Raw genomic sequence first — 23,455 nt, forward strand, 5'->3', positions numbered from 1 at the left:
AGTTCGCAGCCGCAATAAGCACAGCGACCGCCAAACTTCATGCGTAGCTCTGCACGTTGTTTTTTCGTCAGCGCCATCTCACTCCCCCTTCACGCCAATGCCAGCGGCGCGGACAACAATTGGGTTAACTCCAGACTCTCTCAGTCGAGCTATTACTTCTTCTTCAATCAGCATCTGAAATCCATTAACTTCAGTGCCGGTTGGAAGTTTCACGGTCCGCGCCTCCAGTTCTGCTACGCGCTGTCGTAACCCTTCGATTTCTCCGTTACGAGATATCAAATCACGGGCCATGCTCTCGTTTTCATCCAGCAGAGCCAGCACGGTCAAAGGAGTGACGATGGCAGCGAATCTCTTATTGGCCTCAATGCCTTTCGTGTAACGCTTGATGATTCCCAGCTCGTGTGCATCAGTTGCTAATTGGTGCAGAGCCTGTTTGTTGAGTGCTGTCATTGGGCGGACTCCCAGCAAAGTTGAGTTTTGTATGCGCTCTTAACGCGCTTAACTTTTCCGGCTGCTTCCAGCTTCTTCAGTCTGCGCAACACGTAGGCTGTATCGAGAGGCCAGAATTGGCGGCGGAGAACGTTAGTCACAAAGTAGGTCATGCAGTTTCCACGCTCAGTCAGCACCTGGATGATTTCTTCATCGGTTGGTTTGCTCATAGCGCGGCTCCTTTGCGAAGTTGGGCGGCGAACTCGCAAACTGTTACACCACCTTCCTCTGTGTAATCTGCTGATGAGATATGCAGGCCGTGGACAATACTGCCGTCGTCACGTTGAATGTTGCCAACCCACAGTAGTCCGTCAGTAAAATCACCGTACCCGGATTCATGACCGTCACCACATTGCGAGCAAATTGACTCAATGTCGGATGGCTCAAGGAAGATTTGTTGAGGCACAAGCACGTAACCTTCAGGGATTGCACTTGCCCGCACTTCAGCCAGGAAAGCGTCGGTGGCTGGGGTTTTGACATCACACATGAACTCAAGCGCATCGTTCCCATCAAGATTGCAGAACTCCCATGCAGACGAATAGAACTCGATACCAGGCCAGGTTGCGAGCTTATTCATTTTGTCATTCAGCGTTACATTCTCCTCCGCCAGCTCCCTGCACTTGCTCTCGGCGTTAGCGAGATGTACTGCCAGTTCTGCATTTTGTGATTGCAGCTCAGAGAATTTGCGCACCAGATACTGCGCATTGCTCTCGTTAACTTTCATGTCGCCTGGCAGACATTTGCCACGGAGAAAACCTTCCATTTCGTATAAAGTCATAATCCTACCCTCATAAAAAAGGCCCGCGATGCGAGCCTGTTAATTTGTTAATTCGTCTGGTAAATCGACTTCATCACCGAGTTTTGAGAACACAACGGCTCGGCATATTGCTACCCTTGGGTTATCTGCAATTAGCTCTCGCCTTTTCCCTGGATGACCAGACTCATTGACACCTACCCAGTGAAAGAATTTTCCTGTAGATGGGTCTTTGGACTGGTAGCAACTTACAGGCAGGCTTTCCATTAACTCTCCGCATTGCGACCAATCTGTAGATGGAGAAAAAACATATCGGCTATGCCTCTTGGCGCTTTCTCCGCAAAGTTGGTGCATTTCATTCAGGTAAACCTGCGCGTCTTGTGGTCGAGTAATTACGCCGCCAAGAGCTAATGCCACGGCAACATCTAATTGCGCTCCGACCAAATCGGATGTTTTAACTTTCACCATTTCCTCCGGGCATAAAAAAGGCCGACTATCACGGCCACACTTGCAGATAGCTCTGCTATGTAAGGTTCAGTCATGCTCGCCTCAGTGATTTCATTGTTTGATGATGTCGAATGCGGGTACGAGATTAGACACGTAAGCGCCGTAGTTGCAGACGTATTCCTGTTTACTGTCCGGCCCCTCAACCCACAAATCACGGTCACAAAGTGGAGTGAATTGCCCGGCTTCACGGCACTGGTTATTTTCAAAGAACCCCAGCGTAAAGCGGTAAACTTCTAACGTGTACTCCAATACTTCAATCCCTCTCCAACTGTCGTCACGAGTCCATCTGATTACGTCACCTGCTTTTGGCTCAGTCATGCTCGCTTCACTCCGAATGTCTTAACCAGTGCCGACTCCATGCGACCTACACAGGAGCGGATACGGGCTATCTCTGTCTCTGGAAACATGCTGGATGCCATCTGCTCCAATGCGCCTTTAAGTGGCTTGCTCTCAACCTTTTCGATACGGGCCAGAGCAAAGGCCTTGAGCGACTGCTTGATGCTTCTACCATCTACGCGAGCACATGCGCGGCATAGTTCAGCGTGGAGGATGGTTTCAGGGAATTCCGGGTACTCAGCTTCGATAATTTCCCGGGTGTTACGTGCTTCTTTCATGTTCGTCACCTTATGTTGTTGCTTGCCCATACCTCGTCATATTCCGACTGCGGCATATTGGCGATGTAGCTAAATGGAGATGCGGTTTCGGTTGGTAAAAACTGGTGTGATGCAGGGTCGAGATACAGCGGAATTCCACCTTCCCATCCCTCGCCATTACGCTGCTTTTCAAGCATCAAAACTGAAGCAGGTGCAGCTAACGCTTTACGTTCCTTGTCATCCAGTTCTTCACCCTGCTGATCTTTCTGAATTGCCTTCTCACGAAGTTTGTTTCTCCAGATGATGAACAGGTTATCGGTTAGGTCGGTTATCGACCCTGACCCCTTAACGTCCATCTTCCCTGTAGGCTTCTCCTCGCTATCACCTTTGCGACTGTGAGTAACGAGTAGGACGTGGGTATTGGTTTTGTTTTTGAAGTCACACAGAGCGTCTACGAAGGCTTTCTGTCCGTTGTAGTCATCATCCCCTATTCCGCACTTCATCAGGCTGTCGATAATGAACAACTCAATGCCGTATCGCTTCCATGCGTAGGTGAAGATTTCGATCAGCCGATCAGCCTTTGCGGTTCCCGTCAGGCCGAATAGCCATAGCCTGTCGTCGTAAAATTTGAAGGCAGATTCAATTTCAAGTTGCGGGGGAAGTTTCAGGCAAGTTGATTGTCTGGTAAGGCGTTTAAGTAAAATGCCGGGCTTAATCTCCAGCGAGGCGATGCAGGTCTTAACCCCCTGACGCATGGCTTCCAGAGATATATGACCAACTACTTCAGTCTTTCCATGCCCGTTAACGCCGTTAACCAGTGACAACTCAGCCTGGCGGAAGGCGAAATTGTGATTCAGGCATTCCCACGGGCTGTAAAACAGGCTTTGCTCTTTTCCGTAGAAGGCGTTGATAGTGTCCTGATAAAACTCTCTGGCACTGTAAAGTTCCTCCGGGTCAAAAAATGATGCCCGTTCAAGATATCCAACGATGTCGTCTGAAGAGATTCCAGCCATCAGACATTCATTGATATCTTTGTGAGGCAGTTTTACCAGCCGGCAGCGGTGTTCACCGAGACGAGTTGCAATCTCTCTGGCGGCAGCCTGGCCTACTTCGTCGCTGTCCATGCTGATCCAGATTTCGTCGAACCGGTCGAGGTTGTGATACTCGAACTCTATCCACTGCTGTTTTGCCCCCTTCCCCCCGCCGAACGGAACGGAAAGCGCAGGGAAGCCGTACTGGTAGTAACTCATGCAGTCGATTTCACCTTCACATAGGATGACGATCCGCATGTTCTTCGGTATAGCCTGCCAGCCATAAAGACACGGCTCACAATCACCCTCAGCCATGATGACCTTCTTCCCGTCAGGCCGTTCGGTGCTGATGCGCTTAACCTGCAACAACTCACCGTCACGTTTGTAGGGAAATGCTAGTGCTTCCAGTTCACGCTCTCCATTCCAGACCTTAGCCGAAGCAACTTCGTACAGCTTCGCCGTCTCTGCGGAGATCCCTCGAGTGGCTAGATATTCGATGTGCTTTTCGGTTTTGGTGAGGTAACGGGCTACTTTCTTGCGGTCTGGTCGGGAAAATTTCTTTTGCTGCTTTGCTGAGAAGTGGTGATCGTCGTCCTTGATGCCCAAAAACTCTTTGGCTTCTGTCATCGCCTGGTGCAATCCACAATCCCTGACAGCTACCCACAAATCCAGAAGATCACCAGCGGTTCCTTCAGCAAAATCAGACCATACTTTCTTCCCTGCCAGGTTAACCTTGAGACTCTTTCCTGACTCTCCGTTAATACTTCCAGCCACCCACTCGTGACTTTCTCGCTTGCCGTTTGGCAAAAGGTACTTCGCTACCCTTTCGACCTGATTCCATAACTGGTCGCTGAGTTCACTTGGCGTCATCATGATGCCCTCAAATCAAACTTGTTGAACCAGTACCGGACAAAACCATCACTCAGCAAACCGTGGTTATAACCGGCGATCAGCAATGCCTTGAGTCGTGATTTCATCGTCACCTCAGTAGTAAACGTATCCGCTCTTACTGACGGTCACGGTCGGTTTCTGTCCGGAGGAATCAGGACCTGCTAATGGCTTCTCGTCCTCCCACCGCTTGCCGTTCAGGTAGGTGGTCGGGTGAAGCTTATCGAAGCCGAACTGTTTGCCAATTCGGGAAGAGATATCACCTGCAAGGAACATGGCGAATTGCTCAGGGGTGCCACCTTTAGCGCGACGCCACTCCTGGTACTGAGTTCTGAATGCAGACTTAGCGTTTTTCTTCCCTGTCTTGTGCATTCCTGCAAGCCAGAAAATCGACTCGAATGCTTCGTCAGTTGCCTGGTGTTTGTTTGTAGGCTGAAGTGATTTTTCTTCATCCGCTCGAACTTGTTCGGGCAGAGTGTTTTTACTTTCTTTCTTTTCTTTTGTAATAGTTTCTTTTGTGTGTCCCTGTTTTGGTGACATGGCTATCACCGTTTTGGTGACATTTTTTGTCACCAATGTAGTGACATTATCACCAGAGTAGTGACATCCTTCGATTTCCCATTCTGTGATGTTCTTGTTTGGCCCGATTTGACTACCTTCACGAATGATTACCTTCATTGCAATAAGCTCATTCTTGGCCTTGTTGACCTTCTGTCTTGGCAGCCTGGTAAGTTGAGCTAACTGGCTGTCAGATATGCGATCCAGCTTCTTACCAAAGCCGTATGTTTTACGGCAAATAGCATGAGCTACCTTGCTCTGATTCTTCGTTAAATCTGCGCCGATAAGCTCGTCATACAGGGCATTTGCAAGACGGGTGTATCCATCTTCAAGTTCTGCCACGCGACGCTCCACGACCGCCAGATACGGTCTTATTGGTGTTACTGTTGCAGGGCTACTCATGACCGTTCTCCTTCCGCTTTAGTTCTTCGATGATGGCTCTCAGCTTTGTACCGACAGCCGGGTTACAGGATTTGATGAACCGGTCACGAGCAATATTTTTATGTACTGACGCCTGGTAAAAACGAGTTTTCTTAGGCATAATTACTCCTGTGAATTGATCCAGTTATTCGGCTAGAATTTCATGGTGATTTGATCGGAATCCTCGACCTCGACCGTCGGGGATTTTTTCTTTGTGAGCACCGCAGCAACTTCTCTTGCCAATCGCGCCATATCGTCATCAACGACACCCCATTCCAGAACTGCCAACAGCATTGCCATCTTCGGCAGCCACGTTTCTTTCCAGCGGGTTATCTGTGCTTTATCGACGCCGATCTCTTTAGCTACGTTGTTGCCACCTTTCATAGCGATACGGTTAAGCAACCAGGACTCAATGCGACGGGCATTGACCTTGTTGCGGTTAATTGAGTTTTCCATTTGTTAAATTCCTAGAGTGTTAAATAGTTAAATAGGCCCATGCGCAGACACGCATAGCCTTTAAGACTTGTTGTTTTGAATCGCCCTTTTTCAGGGCTTAGATGTGATAAGAGCGGGGTGTTTCTTATGCTGCGTTGTTTTCTGGCGGAAAAACATCGTCGAGATTAACTGCCGCGCCTAACTTGTTTAGGCATTCGACCAGTGCTCGGCAAGTTTTAAGGTCTGGGTGTCGCCTACCAGCTTCCCAATGACCTATTGCTCCTTGCGTACACCCGACGATATCAGCCAATGCCGTTTGGGATATCTTTAAAGATTCCCGATACATTTTTAGGTTGCTCATACATCCTCCATAGTAACCATACAGAAACAATACAATATGTACTTTGACAAAGCAAGACAAAAAATACAGAACGTGCATGGATGATGTTAGTACAAAGCGTAATAATGGTGGTATGAATATGAAATGGAACGAACTGGCGAGAGTCAGAATGAAAGAGCTTGGCATAACGCAAGAAATGCTGGCTGAAGAGCTTGGAATGACGCAGGGTGGCGTTGGTCACTGGTTGCGTGGATCTCGACATCCATCACTAGATGAAATCGGGGTTATTTTCCAATATCTTGGGATTTCTAACGTTTCATTTAACCATGACGGTACATTCTCAATAACCGGTGAAGTATCTAATGCTCCCGTAAAAAAACAATATGATTATCCAGTATTTTCCCATGTGCAGGCAGGAATGTTCTCTCCTGAATTTAGGACGTTCACAGAACGAGATGCGGAAAGATGGATAAGCACAACTAAAAAAGCCAGCGATAATGCCTTCTGGCTGGAAGTTGATGGTCATTCTATGACGGCTCCAGCTGGTTCAAAGCCTAGTTTCCCTGAAGGAATGCTAATTCTTGTAGATCCAGAGGAACCGGTTGACCCTGGTGATTTCTGTATCGCCAGATTAGGTGGTGATGAATTCACATTTAAGAAACTGATCAAGGACAGTGGGCAGATATTTCTCCAGCCATTGAACCCTCAATTCCCTATGATGCCGTGTAATGAACACTGTAGGGTTGTTGGAAAAGTCGTTGCTTCTCAGTGGCCAGAAGAGACGTTTGGGTAATTGCCTAAATCATAAAAATTACGAGTTTAAGTGTTTACGATTTTTTGTAAATTATATACAGCAAGGATGTTAGATGAAAAAAATATTAGCAATATTCCTCGTTTCCATCGGCTTATCAGGATGTGCTCAGAAGGTTGACCCACAAATTGCCGCTCAAGCACAACAACCAGTTTACTGCCAGGGTAAAGATCAGTGCGACGCATATTGGTCAAGAGCAAAAGCATGGATAGCCATGAACTCTGGGTGGAAAATTCAAATGGCTGACGAGACGGTTATCTCAACATATAGCCCTGTCGGTAACAGTGCCGTTCTTGGCTATCAGGTAGTTAAGACGCCTCTTGGTGGAGATAAGAGCGAAATAGTAGTTCAAACGGCATGTGCAAATATGTTTGGATGTATCCCGGGCGCTGCTGAGCAGACAGCAAAGCTGAAGAATTACATTAAAGCGCAATAGTTTCTGTAACCTACAATCCAGAACACATTATATCTCACCCGGACACCGCGCCGGGTTTTTTACTGCCCTTTCCTCACGAACTCCGCAGCATCCCTCAGCAATCCCTTGTGAATAACATTACCCACCGCCTTTCTCTTGGCCTCCAGGCTATCCACAATCGCATCCTGACTAATCGCTATCCCACCGATAATCAGCTCAACAACCGCACCACCGATCTCGCCAGCGATGAAAGCTGCACGATCTTCTAGTAGTTCATCCCTTCCCATATCCATTCCTAAACCCATAGCAATGTCCTATTTGATGTTTTTCTGAGCATATCACCATAAATAGAAAATAAATACACCAACAAAACAATACGTTATGGTGTTTCCGCAAAATCATAGAACAAATCGTATTGACCAAATATAAGTACAAGTTGTACTATTAACCCATCAGCAGGACGCACTACTCACCAGGACGGTGAAGCTCTTAAAAATCTGGCGCTGAAAAAGCGCAGTATTCAAAGCAGAAAGCTTTGGGCAAGCGTGTCGTGGAGCTTAGGCCTGGCAACATACGGGCCGGACTGAGAAGCGACTTGAAATCCGGGGATTGAAATAGTCACCGGCGCTTGCACCAAAGCTAACTGACAGGAGATTCACAATGGATGCACAAGCACGCCGCCGCGAACGCCGCGCAGGGAAACAGGCCGAATGGAAAGCTGCAAACCCCCTGTTAGTTGGGGTAAGCGCCAAGCCTAATAACCGCCCTGTTCTGTCGCTGACTCGCAAGCCGAAATCACGCGTAGAAAGCGCTGTGAACCCGATTGATTTAACGGTGCTGGCTGAGTATCTGGAAGAGATGGAAAAACGCGCTGAAGCTGTTGAGCGCAAGAATCATCGCACCTGGTACAAAGATGCGAACCCGTTCGGAAACAAAATTCATGCGGTGCAGAAATCCCGCGGTAAATCGACGCCACTGATTTAATCGGTTACGGCGCGTTAATTAACTTATGAGGTGAGGAAATGGACGAAGATATTGAAGAATTTGAAGACCATCCATCTGACGTGATGGAGCAATACCAGGATTACCCGTATGAATACGACTATTGATACCAATCAATGGTGTGGTCAGTTCAATAGGTGTAAAGGATGCAAACTCGATGCTGAATGCATGGTTAAGCCGGAAGAAATGGCGCTTGTCATCGAAGATGGTAAATACGTTGACCGCTGGGCAATTAGAACCACGGAGATGATTGCCAGAGAACTTGAAGCACAAAAGCAACAGGCTACCAGTTAGGCGGCCTTTTTATTAGCTCACGATACAAACAGAGGGTAAGGCGATGGCGACGTATTTTGACAGAAACGTCATTTGTACCAAAGACGGCGGAGATGGTTTTCAGGTCGGCAATGTATATGAGCTTTTAGAAATCAACGATGTTTATTGCGTAGAAAACGATGACAACAAACCAATCGAGGCATTCCGAGGTGCCGAGAATTGCTGCGCAGGAAATTCTCACTTCGATTACTGGAATCAATAGGCATCCACTGAGCGGACTTTTTAACTGGTAACTATAGAGGGCAAGGTCATGGCAAAAATAGTGTTGGTTTGGAATCCATCGAAAACTGAATGCGTTGGTTTCGTGAAGCGCGATCCTGATGGCACGACATGGGATTGCGGATCAGATGGCGATGCTGAGCATGCTGCTGGTGGAGAGCGATGGAATCCGGTATCAAGCCTAGCTGATAGCTTCAGAGAGCAGTATGAGGACGTTGATGATGAATGCTTTATCCAAACCGTGGAGGTTAACCAAGACTTAGCCACGACGGTTGAAAGAGGAAAAGACGACTAACCCGCTCAGGCGGGTTTTTTATTTCCTCATACCTCAGCGGCTTCTCAGAGGGCGCTTAGTTATGAATGGCGGCTATCCACCGCTTAATTGTATTGCAGCGATGAAAATTGCATGCAGAGGTCTTTAGCTCAGCGGCGCGGCTTAAGCGCGGAGATGATTATGATTAAACAAAATGATGGCGGACCAGCGTTTCCAGAGCCAGTGATGGATTTTGCACAATACAGAGGCATGACGCTGCGTGACTACTTCGCCGCGAAGGCGATGCAGGCATTCATCACAGGAGCAATGAGCGACGGCACTGCATTTAACCCTAAGTCAGGTGACCATGATACTGCTGCGGAAGTTGCATATCTGATAGCAGACGCCATGCTCCGCGCCCGGGAGGCCTCATGACAGTCACCCACAACGGCAAGCAGTACACCGCATCGAAGTTAAACGACAACGAGTGGCAACTCTCATCAGTCGATAAACCTCGCGAGAAAATCACAATGACAAGTCGGCAGATGCACATTGCCGGGTTATTGCAGCAGGTGGAGGGTAAATCATGATTTCACACTACGGAACGACACCAATGATTCGCCAGTGCGTGATGCCTGGAATGATGGCATTGCATGAGGGCCGAACTTATCGCGTCTCAGCCGTCATCCAGGAGCGCAAATGGGTGTATCTGCACACCGATGCAGAGATTATCAGGCTCACAGACTGCGTGATTGACGTTCTTCTGGACGGTCACGGAAACCCTATCCAGCACTAATCACCCTATTCAACCGATCGGCCTGGCTAAAAGCGGGCGGGATCTGCACACCCAAATTTCAGGAGAAACCATGAGCGAAGTAACGGATTTAGTCGTCATTGAGAAACAGAACGCAATGGCGGTATTCACCACCAAAGAGCAGCTCGACCCGATTATTGAGGCGATCGAGAAAGAAGCTCGCAGCCTGGTACCGGATGTGTCGACCCGTAAAGGCCGTGACGCTATCGCATCCATGGCGCATAAGGTTGCCCGTTCAAAAACCTACATCGACAACGCCGGCAAGGATCTGGTTGCTGAGCTTAAAGCCCTGCCGAAGCAGATCGACGAAAGCCGCCGCATTGTGCGTGAGCGGCTGGACGCGCTGAAGGATGAAGTGCGTAAACCTCTCACTGACTGGGAAAACGCCGAGTCGGCAAGAAAGGACGCATTGCAGCAGCGGCTTGCTGATTTGCGATCCCTGGCTGATGTGATTGATGGCGTTGGTAACTACCTGCCGTCAGTTGAAATTCAGCAGCGCATTGAGTCAGCAAAAGCCGTTGCACTTGATGAAAGCTGGCAGGAAGCAGCAGCTGAAGCTGGCGTGGCTAAAGACGCCGCCATCCAACAACTCGAAGCTGCCCTAATCGTCGCAAAACAGCGTGAGCATGAAGCTGCAGAGCTTGAGCGCCTTCGTAAAGAAGCGGAAGAAAAAGCTCGACTGGAACGTGAGGAAAATATTCGACGGGAAGCAGCTGAACGTGCCCGCCGAGATTCCGAAGCGAAGCACAAAGCGGAGATTGAAGCCGCAGCGCGCCGTGAAGCTGAAGAGAAAGCTCGTGCTGAAGCTGCGGAGCGTCAGCGCATCGAAGCGGAACAGCGTGCGCAACGCGAGAAGCTGGAAGCAGAAGAGCGTGCGCGCCGCGAAAAAGAAGAAGCCGTTGCCGCCGAGCGCCGCCGCCTGGAAGAGGCAGAAGCCGCCCGCCTGGCCGAAGAGCAGCGCAAAGCTGAAGAAGAAGCCCGCCGCGCCGCAGACAAAGAGCACCGCCGCACCGTCAATCGTCGTGTCTACGCAGATCTGATTGCTCAGGGCATCCCAGAAGAATACGCACAGAAAGCAGTGCTGGCGATCGCTGGCGGCAAAGTGCAGGACGCGCACATCAAATATTGAGGCAACCATGAACGCATACCTCACTTACGACCGCATCGAAGATCGGCACTGGGCTGAGCAGCAGATCACCGACGAGAAAGAGAAGTGGATCGACGACCGGGCGCAGCAAATCATCGACATGATGCCAAAAGAGCCGTCCGGCCTCTTCCACTTCACGGTCCCGATTGATTCCAGCCCATACGAAGGACTTCGCAGCGATAAAGTTGGCGAGGCCTACAACGACTTCATCTCTGCAGTTGCTTACGCCCAGGCGGAACACGACTGGGAACACCGTACCGGCTGCCCGTTTTAAGGATGGATTATGAGCTTAACCCTTGTTGATTTCGTCAAACAACAGGAGCCGCTTTTCACTAAGGCGGCCACTGACGAGCGGATGGTGTGGGCGAAGGAAAGCCAGTTCGCCATCCAACTATTTCAGAACAACGACTACCTCGCCAAAGTTGCATTCCAGAACCAGACCAGCACGCAGAACGCAATCATCAACGTTGCGGCTATCGGCATTTCGCTAAACCCGGCGCAGAAGCTGGCTTACCTGGTACCGCGTAAAGGGGCTATTTGCCTCGACATCAGTTACATGGGCCTGATGCACATCGCACAGCAGTCTGGCGCCATTAAGTGGTGTCAGTCGGCAATTGTTCGCAGAAACGACCAGTTCCGACGGGAAGGGCTCGATAAGCCGCCGATCCACATCTACAACGACTTTGATACCGAAGAGCAACGCGGGGACATCGTAGGTGCGTATGTAACGGTAAAAACTGACGATGGTGATTATCTCACCCATACGATGCGCATCGATGCCATCTACTCCATCCGTGACAGGTCTGAAGCGTGGAAGAAGTACAAATCTGACAACAGCAAGAAGTGCCCATGGGTCACCGATGAAGAGCAGATGATCCTCAAGACGGTCGTGAAGCAGGCAGCAAAATACTGGCCTCGCCGTGAACGTCTGGATGCCGCCATCGATCACGTCAACACCGAAGGCGAAGAAGGTATTAACTTCGCAGCAGAGCGCCAACCAGAGCGCGATGTCACTCCAGCGGAAAGCGAGATAATCAGCGAAATTAACGACGTTCTTATCTCAATGAATAAAACCTGGGACGATGACCTACTGCCACTTTGTTCAAAAATCTTCCGTCGTGATATTCGCGAATCATCAGATCTAACCCAAACCGAAGCCGTGAAAGCTCTCAGCTTCCTCAAACAGAAGGTGGCAGCATGACACCAGAAATTATCCTTGCCCGGACCGGCATTGACGTAACCACTATCCAACAGGGCGATGAGGCGTGGCACCGGCTGCGCCTCGGCGTCATCACCGCATCAGAAGTTCATAACGTCATTTCAAAACCAAGATCAGGGAAGAAATGGACAGACATGAAAATGTCCTACTTTCACACCCTTCTAGCCGAGGTATGTACCGGAGTCGCACCAGAGGTTAATGCAAAGGCGCTGGCATGGGGTAAGCAGTTCGAGGAAGACGCACGCACCCTCTTCGAGTTCACCACCGACGTGACAGTCACGGAGTCTCCGATCCTTTTCCGTGACGAAAGCATGCGCACCGCTTGTTCCCCTGACGGGCTGTGCAGTGACGGGTTCGGACTTGAACTTAAATGCCCATTCACATCACGCGACTTTATGAAATTCAGACTTGGCGGCTTCGAAGCTATCAAGTCTGCTTACATGGCGCAGGTGCAGTACAGCATGTGGGTGACAGGTAAAGATGCCTGGTATTTCGCAAACTATGACCCGCGCATGAAGCGAGAGGGCATTCACCACGTCATAGTTGATCGGGATCCGCAGTACATGACCGATTTCAACGAAATGGTTCCAGAGTTCATCGAGAAGATGGATGAGGCACTGGCGGAGATCGGCTTCACGTTCGGTGAGCAATGGAGGTAGCGATGAGCGAACTTTGGCAACCGTGGGAAAACCTGTTCTTGCATGAAGTTGGCAGAACAATGCCGGTTCAGGTAATCGCAGAAAAGCTTGAGCGTTCCGAATCGGCAGTCACTCGCCAGGCATCACGTATCGGCGCACCACTTATCAGCAAGATGACCGGCAGACCATGGACGGCAGCCGAGCTTCATCTCTTTGGTAGGTTCTCAGAGGAAGAGATAGCCACGGCAACAGGTCGTTCCATTTACTCAGTCAGAAGCAAGCGTGACGCACTGGCCCGCTCCGGAGGATTAACTATGCGTGAATGGTCAACGGAAGAGTTAGCAATACTCATGCGCTACACCAACGCAGAAGTAGCAGAGATTACCGGTAGGAGTATCGAAGAGGTCGGAGATAAGCGGCTGGCTGTGAATATCGAGCGGAATGGATGGGATGCGAGAAATCCTGAACGGGAGGATTCATGACCGATTACACCGGCAGCAACACGCCAGCAGATCAGCGTGACCTCTGGCGCACACCACCGGCACTCTTCGCAGCATTGGATGCTGAATTCTGCTTTCAACTGGACTCAGCCGCCGCACCGCACAATGCACTGTGCCGCAAGTTCATCACCGCCGAGCAGAACACACTGGAAACACCGTGGGCCGACTACCTCACCCTTCCCGGTTATGCCTGGTTGAACCCACCTTATAGCGACATCACGCCGTTTGTGAAGAAAGCAGCAGCGGAGAGCAAGAACCAGATCGGTACCGTGATGCTAGTTCCGGCTGATACGTCTGTCGGCTGGTTCCGGGAGGCTATCGAGACAGCCAGCGAGGTGAGATTTATCACCGCCGGGCGCCTGGCATTCATTAATCCGATCACCGGTAAGCCAGTCAGCGGCAATAACAAAGGGTCGATGCTCATCATCTGGCGCCCATTCCCGCGTACACACTGCCACTTCGCAACTGTGGAACGGGATGAGCTGATGACTTTCGGGGCGAAACTTCTCGCCCGGCGGGAGGCCGCATGAAGAAGATGACCGTTGAGCAGGAGAACGTGATGCTTTCCGCCGCAAAGCGTTGCAGCGCCGAGTTGAAGGCAGAACTAGCGAAGAAGCCAAAACCAAAATTCGACACTGTCAGCAGGTCGCTACTGGCTAAGCACTTTGAAAAGATAAAGGGACTTGGCGTCCCTTTTTTATTGTTCGTCTACACGATCGGCCGCATCAACGGCCAGTTTAAGGAGCACTGACCATGGCAGATTTTGCAGACGACGCATCAGCCGCCGAAGAGTTACAGCGTGAAGCGGCGTTGAGTGCCCACAGGATTAACCGTGATGCGGTATCTGCTACTCACTGTAGCGAATGTGACGATGAGTTGCCGGAGGATCGCCGGAAAGCATATCCGGGATGCACGATGTGCGTTGAGTGCCTTGCTGTGTTGGAGCTACGGAATAAGCAGAGGGGGATTCTATGAAAGAGCGCGGAATGATTTTCAACGGTGAGATGGTGCGGGCGATTCTGGACGGCCGGAAGACGCAGACCCGGCGGATCATGAAGGTCCAGCCGGAGCCATCGAAATCTCGACCGGGGGATTTTTGGTTTTCTTCGAAAAAATTAGAAAGCATGGTGCATGTTTCTGACCTGGCTCCGGGTAACTCACCTATTGCCGACTGCCATCTTTTCTATCAGGAGCACTGTTGCCCTTACGGCCTGCCTGGCGATCGCATCTGGGTTAGAGAGACCTTCGGTGATTGTGGCGCTCGGCTTGTTTACCGTGCTGACACTGACGATGGGGCGAAATGCAAAGTGAAGCGCTGGACCCCATCAATCCACATGCCGCGCTGGGCCAGCCGAATTTTGTTGGAGATTACTGATGTGCGGGTTGAGCGTCTGGCGTCTATAAGCAACGAAGACGCCCGAACCGAAGGATACCCAGCTGAACGAGAGGCAGACGGCGGCAATAGCGATCCGTGGCTTTGGTTTCGCGATTTGTGGGATGGCATTTACCCAGAGCAAAGCTTCAAGAATAACCCTTGGGTCTGGGTAATCGAATTTAAGGTGGTTCCCAATGTTCAGGATAATCCAGCCTAACACCTACTACGTTGATCATCACTGCACCCCCTGCAAGATAACCCGCACCACCTCCGAAACAGTCCATTACCAGCGAAACGGTCATAACTGCATAGCCATCATGATGCGATTTCAGACGGACTTCGAATGGGTGGACGGTGCGGAGTTAAAGCAGATATGGGATGACCTCGAAACGGCGGCACATTTGAAGAAGCTGCGCGCCAAGCGTGCGGCATGAGGAGAGATTATGCGTATTAAAGAATTACCGACTTTGCCGAAGCTTTTCCGGGTTATCGAGGTTGACTTGGACGTACTTCGCAGCGGCATTGGCGAGGGCGGCGGCGTCATCTTCGACATAGACGCAGTTGTAAAACGCAAGGTGCGCCGGGTGAAGCACGCTGGCGGCTGGAAATGGCAGTTGGTTCGCGAATACCACCTGCAGGAGCGATGTGATTATTGCTTCTGGATCGACAATGAAATTCTCCACGAACTCAACTACGAACTTGGCCTGCTGAAATGACGCAACTGATAGCTGATTCACTGAGTCGGCTATTGGGTGCGAATGCACTGAGGCCCGCCGATGTAGATGGCCGCAAATGTACAAGACATTGTTATAGGGGAACGTATGAACGTCATTGAGTTAAAAGGCATCATCGCTCAGAGGTTTGGTGTTGATATGATCACGACCGCCGCCGAGGATTTCAAAGCCTACGGAGTTCGATTCAAATATCATGGCAACATGTATCGCGCGACAACTGACCTCACCATAGAGAGAGTTGATGGTGGATGCCTGGTTACTGACGACGATACTCGACATATGGAGAATATTCTCCGTGGGGAAGAATGGGATGGTGAGGGGAGGCCACCGGTTGGCTGTGAGTGTGAATTCAACGCTCATGAAAGAGGGTGGGAAAAGCGCTCTGTTTTGTACGCAAGCAAATACACGGTTCTTCTTCGCACCGCCAGGGATGGTGATCCTGAAGAGGCATTCACTCCTGAGGATTTAAAATTCCGCCCCATCCGCTCAGAAGCCGAAAAGAAGCGCGACGAGGCAGTCGCCAAATTAACTGATGCAATCTGCGGAGAAGTTCCTGACACGGGGATGGCAACAGCAGCGAATTATGCCGTCCGTGCTTACGACGCCATCGCCGCCGGAAAGATTCCACACGTTCACATCGAATAGCCGCCTGATGGCGGCTTCTTTTTGCCTGGAGATAACCATGAGCGACATTATTCAACTGGTACCGAACAAATGGGTTTCTGAGGATCTGCTGATCGCCCTGACCGGCCTGACGAAGAACGCGATCAAATCTGCTCGCGAGAAGTCCTGGATGGAAGGCCGTGAGTATCGTCACTACTCCGGCGACTGCCAGCCAAAGGATAACTCACCTATCCTTTATAACCGACACGAAGTTGATAATTGGGTTGAACGTCAACGACCGGCGATCCCGCGCCAGAAATCTGCTTAAATACCCTCCCCATTAAACTAACGCAGGAGATTTTATGTCTGGTTATCCAACTGGAGTGGAGAACCATGGCGGCACTTTGCGCATATGGTTCATATATAACGGAAAAAGGGTCAGGGAAAACCTTGGCGTTGTTGATACTGCGAAGAGCAGGCGCATTGCTGGAGAGCTTCGCGCCTCTGTTTGTTTCGCTATAAAAACGGGTTCATTCGATTACGCCAGGCAGTTCCCACAGTCACCAAACCTGAAGAAGTTCAATATCGCGCCGCCGGGGATAACTGTTTCTGAGCTGGCAGCTAAATGGCTGGAGCTTAAGAGGATGGACTTAACACTTAATGCCCATCTACGATATGTATCGTACATCACGATCGGAACGGATATCCTCGGTGGCAACCGAATGGTCGATTCAATAACACATGAGGATGTGCTTAACGTAAGAAAGGAATTGCTGACCGGCTACCAGATATGTGGGGCGCACCAGAAGAACAGGTCAGTGAAGAAGGGAAGGACTGTGAGGACGGTTAACGTCTACGTTACCTGCATGAAGGGAATGTTTGATTTTGCGGTATTGAATGGGTACATAAGCAAATCACCATTTGCTGCAGTTACCCCGCTCAAAAAATCTAAGTCAGATCCTTCACCACTTACCCGTGATGAGTATCATCGTTTTCTTGAAAAGTGCCCATGCGAACAGATACGTAATCTGTGGAAGCTTGCGTTTAATACTGGCATGCGCCACGGTGAGATATGCGCACTGGCATGGGAGGATATCGACACCAAAAACTGGACGATTCGAATCAGCAGGAACCTTGCAATTTCAGATCACTTCACGCCGCCAAAGACAGAAAGCGGGAACCGGACAATCAACCTCACCACTCCGGCTATCGAAGCGCTAAAAAGCCAGATGGCTTTTACCAGGATGGGGAAACAACACCAGATAGACGTTCACCTAAGAGAGTTTGGCAGAACTCGCCGGGATGAATGCACATTTGTTTTTGTTCCAAGGCTAACGGCAAGGAATGGAAAAGGAGGTGAATGGTACTCGCCCGGGTCATTCTCAGGCACGTGGAACAACATATTAAGAAGGAGCGGGATTCACCACCGCAAGTCATATGAGTCTCGACACACATATGCTTGCTGGGCATTAAGTGCCGGAGCAAACCCCAACTTCATTGCTGCTCAAATGGGGCATACGTCCGCACAGATGGTTTACAGCGTTTACGGTAAATGGATGACAGACAACAATGACAACCAACTGGCAATATTGAACGCTAATTTTGGAGGTAATGCCCCACAGATGCCCCATGCTCAAAACGAGTAGAAATAAAACCCTTTAACCTCATGGCGTTAGTCCGCCCATGAAGGTTTGTTCAAAATATGATCCTGCCAGTCACGCACTTCTGATTCTTTCACCGCTATATGACGTACCGAAATACGTTCGCCATGCATTGCCGCTTTCGACCCGGTCAGCAACGGATGCCATTCTGGCAACCCTTTTCCTTCCGCCAGCAGACGATAGGCGCAGGTCATCGGCAACCATTCAAAGGTAGGCAGATTATCACGCGTGAGCTTGATGCAGTCCGGCTCGTATTCGAACCGACGTTCGTAGTTACGGCACTGACAGGTTTTAATATTGAGCTGTTTACAGGCGACGTTGGTAAAATAGATTTCGTCGGTGTCTTCATCCATCAGCTTATGCAGGCAGCATTGACCACACCCATCACATAATGACTCCCACTCGGCATCGGTCATTTCATCAAGGGTTTTACTTTGCCAGAAAGGTATGTCGCTCATCAGGGTATCCGCTATCGTAATAAAGCTGCACCTTATAACCAGTCTGGCACGCTGATGCAAGTTTTGCCGCCCAAAAAGGCGGCAAGCAGAGATTACAGCACGCGGGTGGTCAGAGTTTGTCCGTGGAAACTGATAGCCAGTTCATCACCACTGCTTAACGGCCCAACGCCTGCTGGCGTACCCGTCAGCACAACATCGCCCGCTTTGAGCGTAAAGAAACGGCTCATATAGGCAATCAAAGGAACAATGGGATGGATCATATCTGCCGTCGAGCCGTGCTGGCGCGTTTCGCCGTTTACCGTCAGGCCGAGCATCGTATCCTGCGGATCACCATCAAATTCTGCCACAGGGATAAATCCTGACAGCGGACAAGAGTTATCAAAACCCTTGGCTTTTTCCCACGGCTGCCCGGCTTTCTTCATTTTGCCCTGAATATCGCGCAGAGTCAGATCCAGCGCTACACCATAGCCAGCAATGGCTTTACGCACATGTTCTTCGGTCGCCTGACGCAAGGTCGCGCCAATCAGTACGGCCAGCTCAACCTCATGGTGAACCGCCCCCAAATCAGATGGGATCACCAGCGGTTGACGCAAATCACACAGCGCAGTTTCCGGTTTGATAAACAGTACCGGCTCTTCTGGGGTGGTTCCCCCCATCTCTTTTATATGGTTGGCATAGTTACTGCCTACACAAACCACCTTACTCACCGGATAATCCAGCAGAGCACCATGCCAGTTGTGATGTTGATACATTACTTTCCCCTAACGTAGTCATAGATTTCAGGTACTGCATCGATGGAACGTGCTGCTGCCGGATGCAGTTTAACGTTTAGCGTCTGATGTATTTTGTTTGGCCGCTGCCAGATGTTGTTTGAGTAAATCTTCTGGCGGTGGCGGTATTTGTAAATAATAGCCCTGCTCGGTTAGCGCCTGTTTTACTTTTTCAAGATCGGCATTAACCAGTTTTTTTCGACCATCAAGCGGCAGCATCATCGCCAGCGTTGGCTGCCCAAATCCTTTCATCAGTTCTTCAGGAACTCGCGAGAAATCGTCTTTTTTTTCGACATATAAATAAGTCTGGTCACGTTTGCTGCTTCGGTAGATCACACAAAACATATCTTTTACTCTGAATTCACGGAATGGTGGCTTGCCTCAATATAATACTGACTATAACATGCCTTATAGTCTTCGGAATATCACCCCGCGCTGGGGATGATAAATAGCAAATTGAGTAAGGCCAGGATGTCAAACACGCCAATCGAGCTTAAAGGCAGTAGCTTCACCTTATCAGTGGTTCATTTACATGAAGCAGAACCCGAGGTTATTCGTCAGGCGTTGGAAGACAAAATCGCGCAGGCACCTGCATTTTTAAAACATGCTCCCGTGGTGATTAACGTGAGTGGTCTCGAAAGCCCGGTAAACTGGTCGGCGCTGCAGGAAGTTGTCGCGTCTACCGGCTTGCGCATTATCGGCGTTAGCGGATGCAAAGACGCTCGATTAAAGGCTGAAATTGACGAAATGGGACTTCCTTTACTGACTGAAGGTAAAGAAAAAGCTCTTCGTCCCGCGCCTGTTGAGGCTCCCGTTCCCGTCCCGCCGCCGCAAAACGTTACTCCCGTCACAAAAACACGATTAATAAATGTACCGGTTCGTTCCGGTCAGCGCATTTATGCTCCACAATGTGATCTGATTGTTACAAGCCACGTCAGTGCGGGCGCAGAGCTTATCGCTGATGGCAATATTCATGTTTATGGGATGATGAGAGGCCGTGCGCTGGCAGGGGCAAGCGGTGACCGGGAAGCGCAAATTTTTTGTACCCATCTGACGGCAGAACTGGTGTCTATCGCAGGTGTTTATTGGCTGAGTGATAAAATCCCAGCAGAATTTTATGGCAAAGCGGCTCGTCTGCAATTAGCAGAGAACGCTTTGACAGTTCAACCGTTGAATTGATCCCTTTTTAACAAGGAATTTCTATGGCACGCATTATTGTTGTTACTTCGGGTAAAGGGGGCGTTGGCAAAACCACCTCCAGCGCGGCCATCGCTACAGGTTTGGCCCAGAAGGGAAAGAAAACTGTCGTTATTGATTTTGATATCGGCCTGCGTAACCTTGATCTGATTATGGGTTGTGAACGCCGCGTCGTTTACGACTTCGTCAATGTTATTCAGGGCGATGCGTCGTTAAATCAGGCGTTAATCAAAGATAAGCGTACCGAGAATCTCTTTATTCTTCCGGCCTCACAGACCCGCGATAAAGACGCGCTGACCCGTGAAGGCGTCGCAAAAGTTCTGGACGATCTGAAAGCGATGGACTTTGACTTCATCGTCTGCGATTCCCCGGCGGGTATTGAAACCGGCGCGCTGATGGCCCTGTATTTTGCCGATGAAGCCATTATCACCACTAACCCGGAAGTCTCTTCTGTACGTGACTCTGACCGTATTCTGGGTATTCTGGCGTCGAAATCCCGTCGCGCAGAAAACAGTGAAGAGCCGATTAAAGAACATCTGTTGCTTACGCGCTACAACCCTGGCCGCGTAAATAAAGGTGACATGCTGAGCATGGAAGACGTACTGGAAATTCTGCGAATCAAGCTGGTTGGCGTGATTCCTGAAGATCAGTCAGTCCTGCGCGCGTCTAACCAGGGTGAGCCGGTTATTCTCGACATCAATGCTGATGCCGGTAAAGCCTATGCTGATACCGTAGACCGTCTGTTGGGAGAAGAACGTCCTTTCCGCTTCATTGAAGAAGAGAAGAAAGGTTTCCTCAAACGCCTGTTCGGAGGATAAGTTATGGCATTACTGGATTTTTTTCTCTCGCGGAAAAAGAGCACAGCAAACATCGCTAAAGAGCGACTGCAGATTATTGTTGCGGAACGCCGTCGTAGTGACGCCGAGCCACATTATTTACCGCAGCTGAGGAAGGATATTCTCGACGTTATCTGCAAGTATGTACAAATCGATCCAGAAATGGTCACCGTACAGCTTGAACAAAAAGACGGCGATATTTCGATCCTTGAACTCAACGTGACATTACCGGAAGCAGAAGAGTCTAAATAACCTTTTGTGTAACTGCGTCATGATTGCAAAAAAGGCAGAGTATTCTGCCTTTTTTAATTTCAGTCCTTTGCCAACCTGCAACACATTTATTCCAAAGTAAACTTCGGGTAGTTTTCGGCAAAATAGCGGCGTAAATACTCAACGGTAATACGGATTTTTGCCGACGTTGCCAGACGTGAAACATAAACCGCCCAAATATTTGCTGGTTGATAATACTCAGGCAATATGTGTATCAGATGTCCGCTGGCAATGTTGTTACAGACATCCCACCACGAACGCAGAGCAATTCCCTGACCGTCAAGACACCATTGATGCACCACTTCGCCATGATTAGATGACAGAGGTCCCGTGACTTTAATTGAGTGAGTCCCCTCTTTATTGCGCATTTGCCAGATACCAAACGGATGGTCACGCTCTTTAATGACCAGACAGGGAAAAGTAGAGAGATCGTTCAGTTGCTTCGGCATTCCATGCTGCGCCACAAACTCCGGCGAGGCGCAAAGAATGCGATAGTTTGTCGCCAGTTTACGGGCAATCAGATTAGGTGCGATATCATCCCCGATACGAATATCGAGATCGACGCCCTCATTCACCAGATCCACCAGACGGTCTTCAACATCGAACCTCAGCTCCAGCTGTGGGTACTCTTTCGCCAGCGCAGACAACGCAGGAGCCACCACCCGGCGGCCAAAACCAAAGCTACTGATAATACGTAACATCCCTTGCGGGATCTGCCTGACATCGGACAGCTCATCCATCATCTGATCGACATCCTGCAGGATCCGCTGCGCCCATTCGTATATCCGCTCCCCCTCTTCTGTGATGGTCACCCGCCGTGTTGTCCGGTGTAACAGCACCACGTTCAGCGTCAGTTCCAGCATCGCTACACGCTTACTGATATAAGCCGGTGATACACCCAACTCTTCGGCGACGGCAGCAAAACCCGCGCGACGCGCAACCAGCATAAAGACGCGCAAATCATTTAACAGCGGCAGATTATTCATGATCTGTGTTTTATGTTTCACCAGTTAGGGGGATTAACTATCGTTCAGTCAATTATAGGATGAGGGGAAAGTCAATTTTGATGGCGTACAAGTGAGAGCTGCTATGAAGAAAACCTGTCGTATTGCCGCTATCCCCGGAGATGGCATTGGTAAAGAAGTCCTGCCTGAAGGCATTCATGTGTTACAGGCAGCCGCCGAACGCTGGGGTTTGTCGCTCAGCTTCGAACAAATGGAATGGGCCAGTTGCGAATACTATGCACATCACGGCAAGATGATGCCGGATGACTGGCGTGAACAGTTGCAATCCTTCGATGCTATCTATTTTGGTGCCGTGGGCTGGCCGGACACCGTCCCGGACCACATCTCACTCTGGGGTTCACTGCTTAAGTTTCGCCGTGAATTCGATCAGTACGTTAACCTGCGCCCGGCGCGGTTGTTCCCCGGCGTCCCTTGTCCGCTGGCAGACAAAAAGCCGGGCGACATTGATTTCTACGTCGTGCGTGAGAACACCGAGGGGGAGTACTCTTCCCTCGGCGGACGCGTGAGCGAAGGTACCGAACACGAGATGGTGATCCAGGAGTCGGTCTTCACTCGTCGTGGTGTCGACCGTATACTGCGTTACGCCTTTGAACTGGCGCAAAGCCGCCCGCGCAAAACGCTAACTTCAGCGACTAAATCAAACGGTCTTGCCATCAGCATGCCCTACTGGGACGAGCGTGTCGAAGCGATGGCGGCTAACTATCCCGAGATCCGCTGGGATAAACAGCATATTGATATTCTCTGTGCCCGCTTTGTGATGCAGCCGGAACGTTTTGACGTCGTGGTTGCTTCCAATCTGTTTGGCGATATTCTCTCCGATCTCGGTCCGGCCTGTACTGGTACAATTGGCATTGCGCCATCTGCCAACTTAAACCCGGAACGCACCTTTCCGTCACTGTTCGAGCCGGTACATGGTTCAGCCCCTGATATCTACGGTAAAAATATCGCCAACCCAATCGCGACAATCTGGGCTGGCGCGATGATGCTCGACTTTCTTGGCAACGGTGATGCCAACTATAAGGCCGCCCACGACGGCATTCTGGCGGCAATTGAGCAAGTTATTGCCAGCGGTCCGAAAACGCCAGATATGAAAGGTAACGCCACCACACAGCAGGTTGGCGAGGCCATTAGTCGGGCACTGCGCGGTTAACCTCCGTGCC

General features: G+C 50.2%; 42 protein-coding genes and 1 pseudogene. 26 read left to right on the plus strand and 17 right to left on the minus strand.

Features of this window, described 5'->3' with window-relative positions; genetic code table 11:
* The 12 genes and pseudogenes from FDX11_RS10210 to FDX11_RS10265 all read right to left on the minus strand — a co-directional run.
* A pseudogene (locus FDX11_RS10210) lies at positions 1-77 on the minus strand (HNH endonuclease); the annotation flags it as partial.
* 1 nt (position 78) lies between these two features.
* A complete protein-coding gene (locus FDX11_RS10215) occupies positions 79-450 on the minus strand; it encodes an ead/Ea22-like family protein (protein WP_137397846.1) in 372 nt (123 codons plus the stop codon).
* Positions 447-659 carry a hypothetical protein gene (locus FDX11_RS10220; RefSeq protein ID WP_137397847.1) on the minus strand — a complete coding sequence of 71 codons (213 nt, stop codon included), beginning with the start codon at positions 657-659 and terminating at the stop codon, positions 447-449. Before FDX11_RS10220 ends, FDX11_RS10215 begins: the two co-directional genes overlap by 4 nt.
* Positions 656-1,267, minus strand: a complete 612-nt coding sequence (locus FDX11_RS25440; RefSeq protein ID WP_137397848.1) for a hypothetical protein — start codon at positions 1,265-1,267, stop codon at positions 656-658. The genes FDX11_RS10220 and FDX11_RS25440 overlap by 4 nt, the downstream gene beginning before the upstream one ends.
* Before the next feature lie 39 nt (positions 1,268-1,306).
* Positions 1,307-1,711 carry a phage protein NinX family protein gene (locus FDX11_RS10230; RefSeq protein ID WP_249360726.1) on the minus strand — a complete coding sequence of 135 codons (405 nt, stop codon included), beginning with the start codon at positions 1,709-1,711 and terminating at the stop codon, positions 1,307-1,309.
* 90 nt (positions 1,712-1,801) lie between these two features.
* Positions 1,802-1,999: a hypothetical protein gene (locus tag FDX11_RS10235; protein ID WP_137397849.1), complete on the minus strand. Its 198-nt coding sequence runs from the start codon at positions 1,997-1,999 to the stop codon at positions 1,802-1,804.
* 65 nt (positions 2,000-2,064) lie between these two features.
* Positions 2,065-2,364 (minus strand): hypothetical protein, encoded by a 300-nt coding sequence (locus FDX11_RS10240; protein ID WP_117343705.1) that lies wholly within the window; start codon positions 2,362-2,364, stop codon positions 2,065-2,067.
* 5 nt (positions 2,365-2,369) lie between these two features.
* Positions 2,370-4,244 carry a toprim domain-containing protein gene (locus tag FDX11_RS10245; protein ID WP_137397887.1) on the minus strand — a complete coding sequence of 625 codons (1,875 nt, stop codon included), beginning with the start codon at positions 4,242-4,244 and terminating at the stop codon, positions 2,370-2,372.
* 114 nt (positions 4,245-4,358) lie between these two features.
* Positions 4,359-5,222: a replication protein gene (locus FDX11_RS10250; protein ID WP_137397850.1), complete on the minus strand. Its 864-nt coding sequence runs from the start codon at positions 5,220-5,222 to the stop codon at positions 4,359-4,361.
* Entirely contained in the window at positions 5,215-5,361 is a 147-nt protein-coding gene (locus tag FDX11_RS10255; RefSeq protein ID WP_123969710.1) for a DUF2740 family protein, read from the minus strand. Before FDX11_RS10255 ends, FDX11_RS10250 begins: the two co-directional genes overlap by 8 nt.
* A gap of 32 nt (positions 5,362-5,393) precedes the next feature.
* Positions 5,394-5,696: a CII family transcriptional regulator gene (locus tag FDX11_RS10260; protein ID WP_065944922.1), complete on the minus strand. Its 303-nt coding sequence runs from the start codon at positions 5,694-5,696 to the stop codon at positions 5,394-5,396.
* 124 nt (positions 5,697-5,820) lie between these two features.
* Positions 5,821-6,036, minus strand: a complete 216-nt coding sequence (locus FDX11_RS10265; RefSeq protein ID WP_137397851.1) for a helix-turn-helix transcriptional regulator — start codon at positions 6,034-6,036, stop codon at positions 5,821-5,823.
* A gap of 76 nt (positions 6,037-6,112) precedes the next feature.
* Between FDX11_RS10265 and FDX11_RS10270 the strand changes: the two genes are divergently transcribed.
* Complete coding sequence (locus FDX11_RS10270; RefSeq protein WP_137397852.1) at positions 6,113-6,808, plus strand: LexA family transcriptional regulator; 696 nt, start codon at positions 6,113-6,115, stop codon at positions 6,806-6,808.
* Between the two features lie 73 nt (positions 6,809-6,881).
* Positions 6,882-7,262: a hypothetical protein gene (locus FDX11_RS10275; RefSeq protein WP_249360727.1), complete on the plus strand. Its 381-nt coding sequence runs from the start codon at positions 6,882-6,884 to the stop codon at positions 7,260-7,262.
* A 59-nt stretch (positions 7,263-7,321) separates the two neighbouring features.
* Here the strand turns inward: FDX11_RS10275 and FDX11_RS10280 are convergent, their stop codons facing one another.
* Positions 7,322-7,546 carry a hypothetical protein gene (locus FDX11_RS10280; RefSeq protein ID WP_099531242.1) on the minus strand — a complete coding sequence of 75 codons (225 nt, stop codon included), beginning with the start codon at positions 7,544-7,546 and terminating at the stop codon, positions 7,322-7,324.
* Positions 7,547-7,901: 355 nt separating this feature from the next.
* Between FDX11_RS10280 and FDX11_RS10285 the strand changes: the two genes are divergently transcribed.
* The 20 genes from FDX11_RS10285 to FDX11_RS10380 all read left to right on the plus strand — a co-directional run bounded on the left by FDX11_RS10285 (position 7,902) and on the right by FDX11_RS10380 (position 17,724).
* The gene (locus FDX11_RS10285; RefSeq protein WP_137397853.1) at positions 7,902-8,225 is read left to right on the plus strand and encodes an antitermination protein N; all 324 of its coding nucleotides are present in this window, start codon (positions 7,902-7,904) and stop codon (positions 8,223-8,225) included.
* Between the two features lie 108 nt (positions 8,226-8,333).
* Positions 8,334-8,537, plus strand: a complete 204-nt coding sequence (locus FDX11_RS10290) for an antirestriction Ral family protein (protein WP_137397854.1) — start codon at positions 8,334-8,336, stop codon at positions 8,535-8,537.
* Positions 8,538-8,826: 289 nt separating this feature from the next.
* Positions 8,827-9,090, plus strand: coding sequence for a hypothetical protein (locus tag FDX11_RS10300; RefSeq protein ID WP_137397856.1), 264 nt, complete (start codon positions 8,827-8,829; stop codon positions 9,088-9,090).
* A 159-nt stretch (positions 9,091-9,249) separates the two neighbouring features.
* Positions 9,250-9,483, plus strand: a complete 234-nt coding sequence (locus FDX11_RS10305; protein WP_137397857.1) for a hypothetical protein — start codon at positions 9,250-9,252, stop codon at positions 9,481-9,483.
* Complete coding sequence (locus FDX11_RS25115; RefSeq protein WP_170975601.1) at positions 9,480-9,638, plus strand: hypothetical protein; 159 nt, start codon at positions 9,480-9,482, stop codon at positions 9,636-9,638. The genes FDX11_RS10305 and FDX11_RS25115 overlap by 4 nt, the downstream gene beginning before the upstream one ends.
* Complete coding sequence (locus tag FDX11_RS10310; protein WP_137397858.1) at positions 9,635-9,844, plus strand: cell division protein FtsZ; 210 nt, start codon at positions 9,635-9,637, stop codon at positions 9,842-9,844. Before FDX11_RS25115 ends, FDX11_RS10310 begins: the two co-directional genes overlap by 4 nt.
* A 70-nt stretch (positions 9,845-9,914) precedes the next feature.
* Positions 9,915-10,991: a hypothetical protein gene (locus tag FDX11_RS10315; RefSeq protein ID WP_137397859.1), complete on the plus strand. Its 1,077-nt coding sequence runs from the start codon at positions 9,915-9,917 to the stop codon at positions 10,989-10,991.
* 7 nt (positions 10,992-10,998) lie between these two features.
* On the plus strand, positions 10,999-11,283 hold the full coding sequence (gamL, locus tag FDX11_RS10320) for a host nuclease inhibitor GamL (protein WP_137397860.1): 285 nt from the start codon (positions 10,999-11,001) through the stop codon (positions 11,281-11,283).
* A gap of 9 nt (positions 11,284-11,292) precedes the next feature.
* Complete coding sequence (locus FDX11_RS10325) at positions 11,293-12,210, plus strand: recombinase RecT (protein ID WP_137397861.1); 918 nt, start codon at positions 11,293-11,295, stop codon at positions 12,208-12,210.
* Positions 12,207-12,887 (plus strand): lambda exonuclease family protein, encoded by a 681-nt coding sequence (locus tag FDX11_RS10330; RefSeq protein ID WP_137397862.1) that lies wholly within the window; start codon positions 12,207-12,209, stop codon positions 12,885-12,887. The genes FDX11_RS10325 and FDX11_RS10330 overlap by 4 nt, the downstream gene beginning before the upstream one ends.
* A 2-nt stretch (positions 12,888-12,889) precedes the next feature.
* Positions 12,890-13,348, plus strand: a complete 459-nt coding sequence (locus FDX11_RS25445) for a hypothetical protein (RefSeq protein ID WP_249360729.1) — start codon at positions 12,890-12,892, stop codon at positions 13,346-13,348.
* Positions 13,345-13,896, plus strand: a complete 552-nt coding sequence (locus FDX11_RS10340; RefSeq protein WP_137397863.1) for a phage N-6-adenine-methyltransferase — start codon at positions 13,345-13,347, stop codon at positions 13,894-13,896. Before FDX11_RS25445 ends, FDX11_RS10340 begins: the two co-directional genes overlap by 4 nt.
* The gene (locus FDX11_RS10345; RefSeq protein WP_249360728.1) at positions 13,893-14,117 is read left to right on the plus strand and encodes a hypothetical protein; all 225 of its coding nucleotides are present in this window, start codon (positions 13,893-13,895) and stop codon (positions 14,115-14,117) included. The genes FDX11_RS10340 and FDX11_RS10345 overlap by 4 nt, the downstream gene beginning before the upstream one ends.
* A 2-nt stretch (positions 14,118-14,119) precedes the next feature.
* Complete coding sequence (locus FDX11_RS10350; RefSeq protein WP_137397864.1) at positions 14,120-14,341, plus strand: TraR/DksA C4-type zinc finger protein; 222 nt, start codon at positions 14,120-14,122, stop codon at positions 14,339-14,341.
* A complete protein-coding gene (locus FDX11_RS10355; RefSeq protein WP_137397865.1) occupies positions 14,338-14,958 on the plus strand; it encodes a hypothetical protein in 621 nt (206 codons plus the stop codon). Before FDX11_RS10350 ends, FDX11_RS10355 begins: the two co-directional genes overlap by 4 nt.
* A complete protein-coding gene (locus FDX11_RS10360; RefSeq protein ID WP_137397866.1) occupies positions 14,936-15,175 on the plus strand; it encodes a DUF4222 domain-containing protein in 240 nt (79 codons plus the stop codon). Before FDX11_RS10355 ends, FDX11_RS10360 begins: the two co-directional genes overlap by 23 nt.
* 9 nt (positions 15,176-15,184) lie before the next feature.
* Positions 15,185-15,457 carry a hypothetical protein gene (locus FDX11_RS10365; protein ID WP_137397867.1) on the plus strand — a complete coding sequence of 91 codons (273 nt, stop codon included), beginning with the start codon at positions 15,185-15,187 and terminating at the stop codon, positions 15,455-15,457.
* Positions 15,458-15,562: 105 nt separating this feature from the next.
* A complete protein-coding gene (locus FDX11_RS10370; RefSeq protein ID WP_137397868.1) occupies positions 15,563-16,120 on the plus strand; it encodes a hypothetical protein in 558 nt (185 codons plus the stop codon).
* Between the two features lie 37 nt (positions 16,121-16,157).
* Positions 16,158-16,406: an excisionase family protein gene (locus tag FDX11_RS10375; RefSeq protein WP_137397869.1), complete on the plus strand. Its 249-nt coding sequence runs from the start codon at positions 16,158-16,160 to the stop codon at positions 16,404-16,406.
* A 34-nt stretch (positions 16,407-16,440) separates the two neighbouring features.
* Complete coding sequence (locus FDX11_RS10380; RefSeq protein ID WP_137397870.1) at positions 16,441-17,724, plus strand: site-specific integrase; 1,284 nt, start codon at positions 16,441-16,443, stop codon at positions 17,722-17,724.
* Between the two features lie 26 nt (positions 17,725-17,750).
* Here the strand turns inward: FDX11_RS10380 and FDX11_RS10385 are convergent, their stop codons facing one another.
* The 3 genes from FDX11_RS10385 to FDX11_RS10395 form a co-directional block, all read right to left on the minus strand.
* Positions 17,751-18,197, minus strand: coding sequence for a YcgN family cysteine cluster protein (locus FDX11_RS10385; protein WP_003020944.1), 447 nt, complete (start codon positions 18,195-18,197; stop codon positions 17,751-17,753).
* A 92-nt stretch (positions 18,198-18,289) separates the two neighbouring features.
* Positions 18,290-18,949, minus strand: a complete 660-nt coding sequence (locus tag FDX11_RS10390; RefSeq protein WP_061381173.1) for a fumarylacetoacetate hydrolase family protein — start codon at positions 18,947-18,949, stop codon at positions 18,290-18,292.
* A 69-nt stretch (positions 18,950-19,018) separates the two neighbouring features.
* Positions 19,019-19,312 carry a YcgL domain-containing protein gene (locus FDX11_RS10395; RefSeq protein ID WP_006684203.1) on the minus strand — a complete coding sequence of 98 codons (294 nt, stop codon included), beginning with the start codon at positions 19,310-19,312 and terminating at the stop codon, positions 19,019-19,021.
* A gap of 126 nt (positions 19,313-19,438) precedes the next feature.
* On the opposite strand from FDX11_RS10395, the gene minC reads away from it, so the two are divergent.
* The 3 genes from minC to minE are packed head-to-tail and all read left to right on the plus strand — an operon-like array spanning position 19,439 to position 21,252.
* Positions 19,439-20,146, plus strand: coding sequence for a septum site-determining protein MinC (gene minC / locus FDX11_RS10400; protein WP_042307878.1), 708 nt, complete (start codon positions 19,439-19,441; stop codon positions 20,144-20,146).
* Between the two features lie 23 nt (positions 20,147-20,169).
* Positions 20,170-20,982: a septum site-determining protein MinD gene (minD, locus tag FDX11_RS10405; RefSeq protein ID WP_042307876.1), complete on the plus strand. Its 813-nt coding sequence runs from the start codon at positions 20,170-20,172 to the stop codon at positions 20,980-20,982.
* A gap of 3 nt (positions 20,983-20,985) precedes the next feature.
* The gene (gene minE, locus FDX11_RS10410; RefSeq protein WP_003833739.1) at positions 20,986-21,252 is read left to right on the plus strand and encodes a cell division topological specificity factor MinE; all 267 of its coding nucleotides are present in this window, start codon (positions 20,986-20,988) and stop codon (positions 21,250-21,252) included.
* Positions 21,253-21,338: 86 nt separating this feature from the next.
* Here minE and FDX11_RS10415 read toward each other — a convergent pair whose 3' ends face one another.
* Entirely contained in the window at positions 21,339-22,256 is a 918-nt protein-coding gene (locus FDX11_RS10415; RefSeq protein WP_042307874.1) for a LysR family transcriptional regulator, read from the minus strand.
* Positions 22,257-22,359: 103 nt separating this feature from the next.
* On the opposite strand from FDX11_RS10415, the gene FDX11_RS10420 reads away from it, so the two are divergent.
* Complete coding sequence (locus FDX11_RS10420) at positions 22,360-23,445, plus strand: tartrate dehydrogenase (protein ID WP_137397871.1); 1,086 nt, start codon at positions 22,360-22,362, stop codon at positions 23,443-23,445.
* The last annotated feature ends 10 nt before the right edge of the window (positions 23,446-23,455 follow it).

It is taken from the genome of Citrobacter sp. wls714 (genome assembly GCF_005281025.1).
Lineage (GTDB): Bacteria > Pseudomonadota > Gammaproteobacteria > Enterobacterales > Enterobacteriaceae > Citrobacter > Citrobacter werkmanii.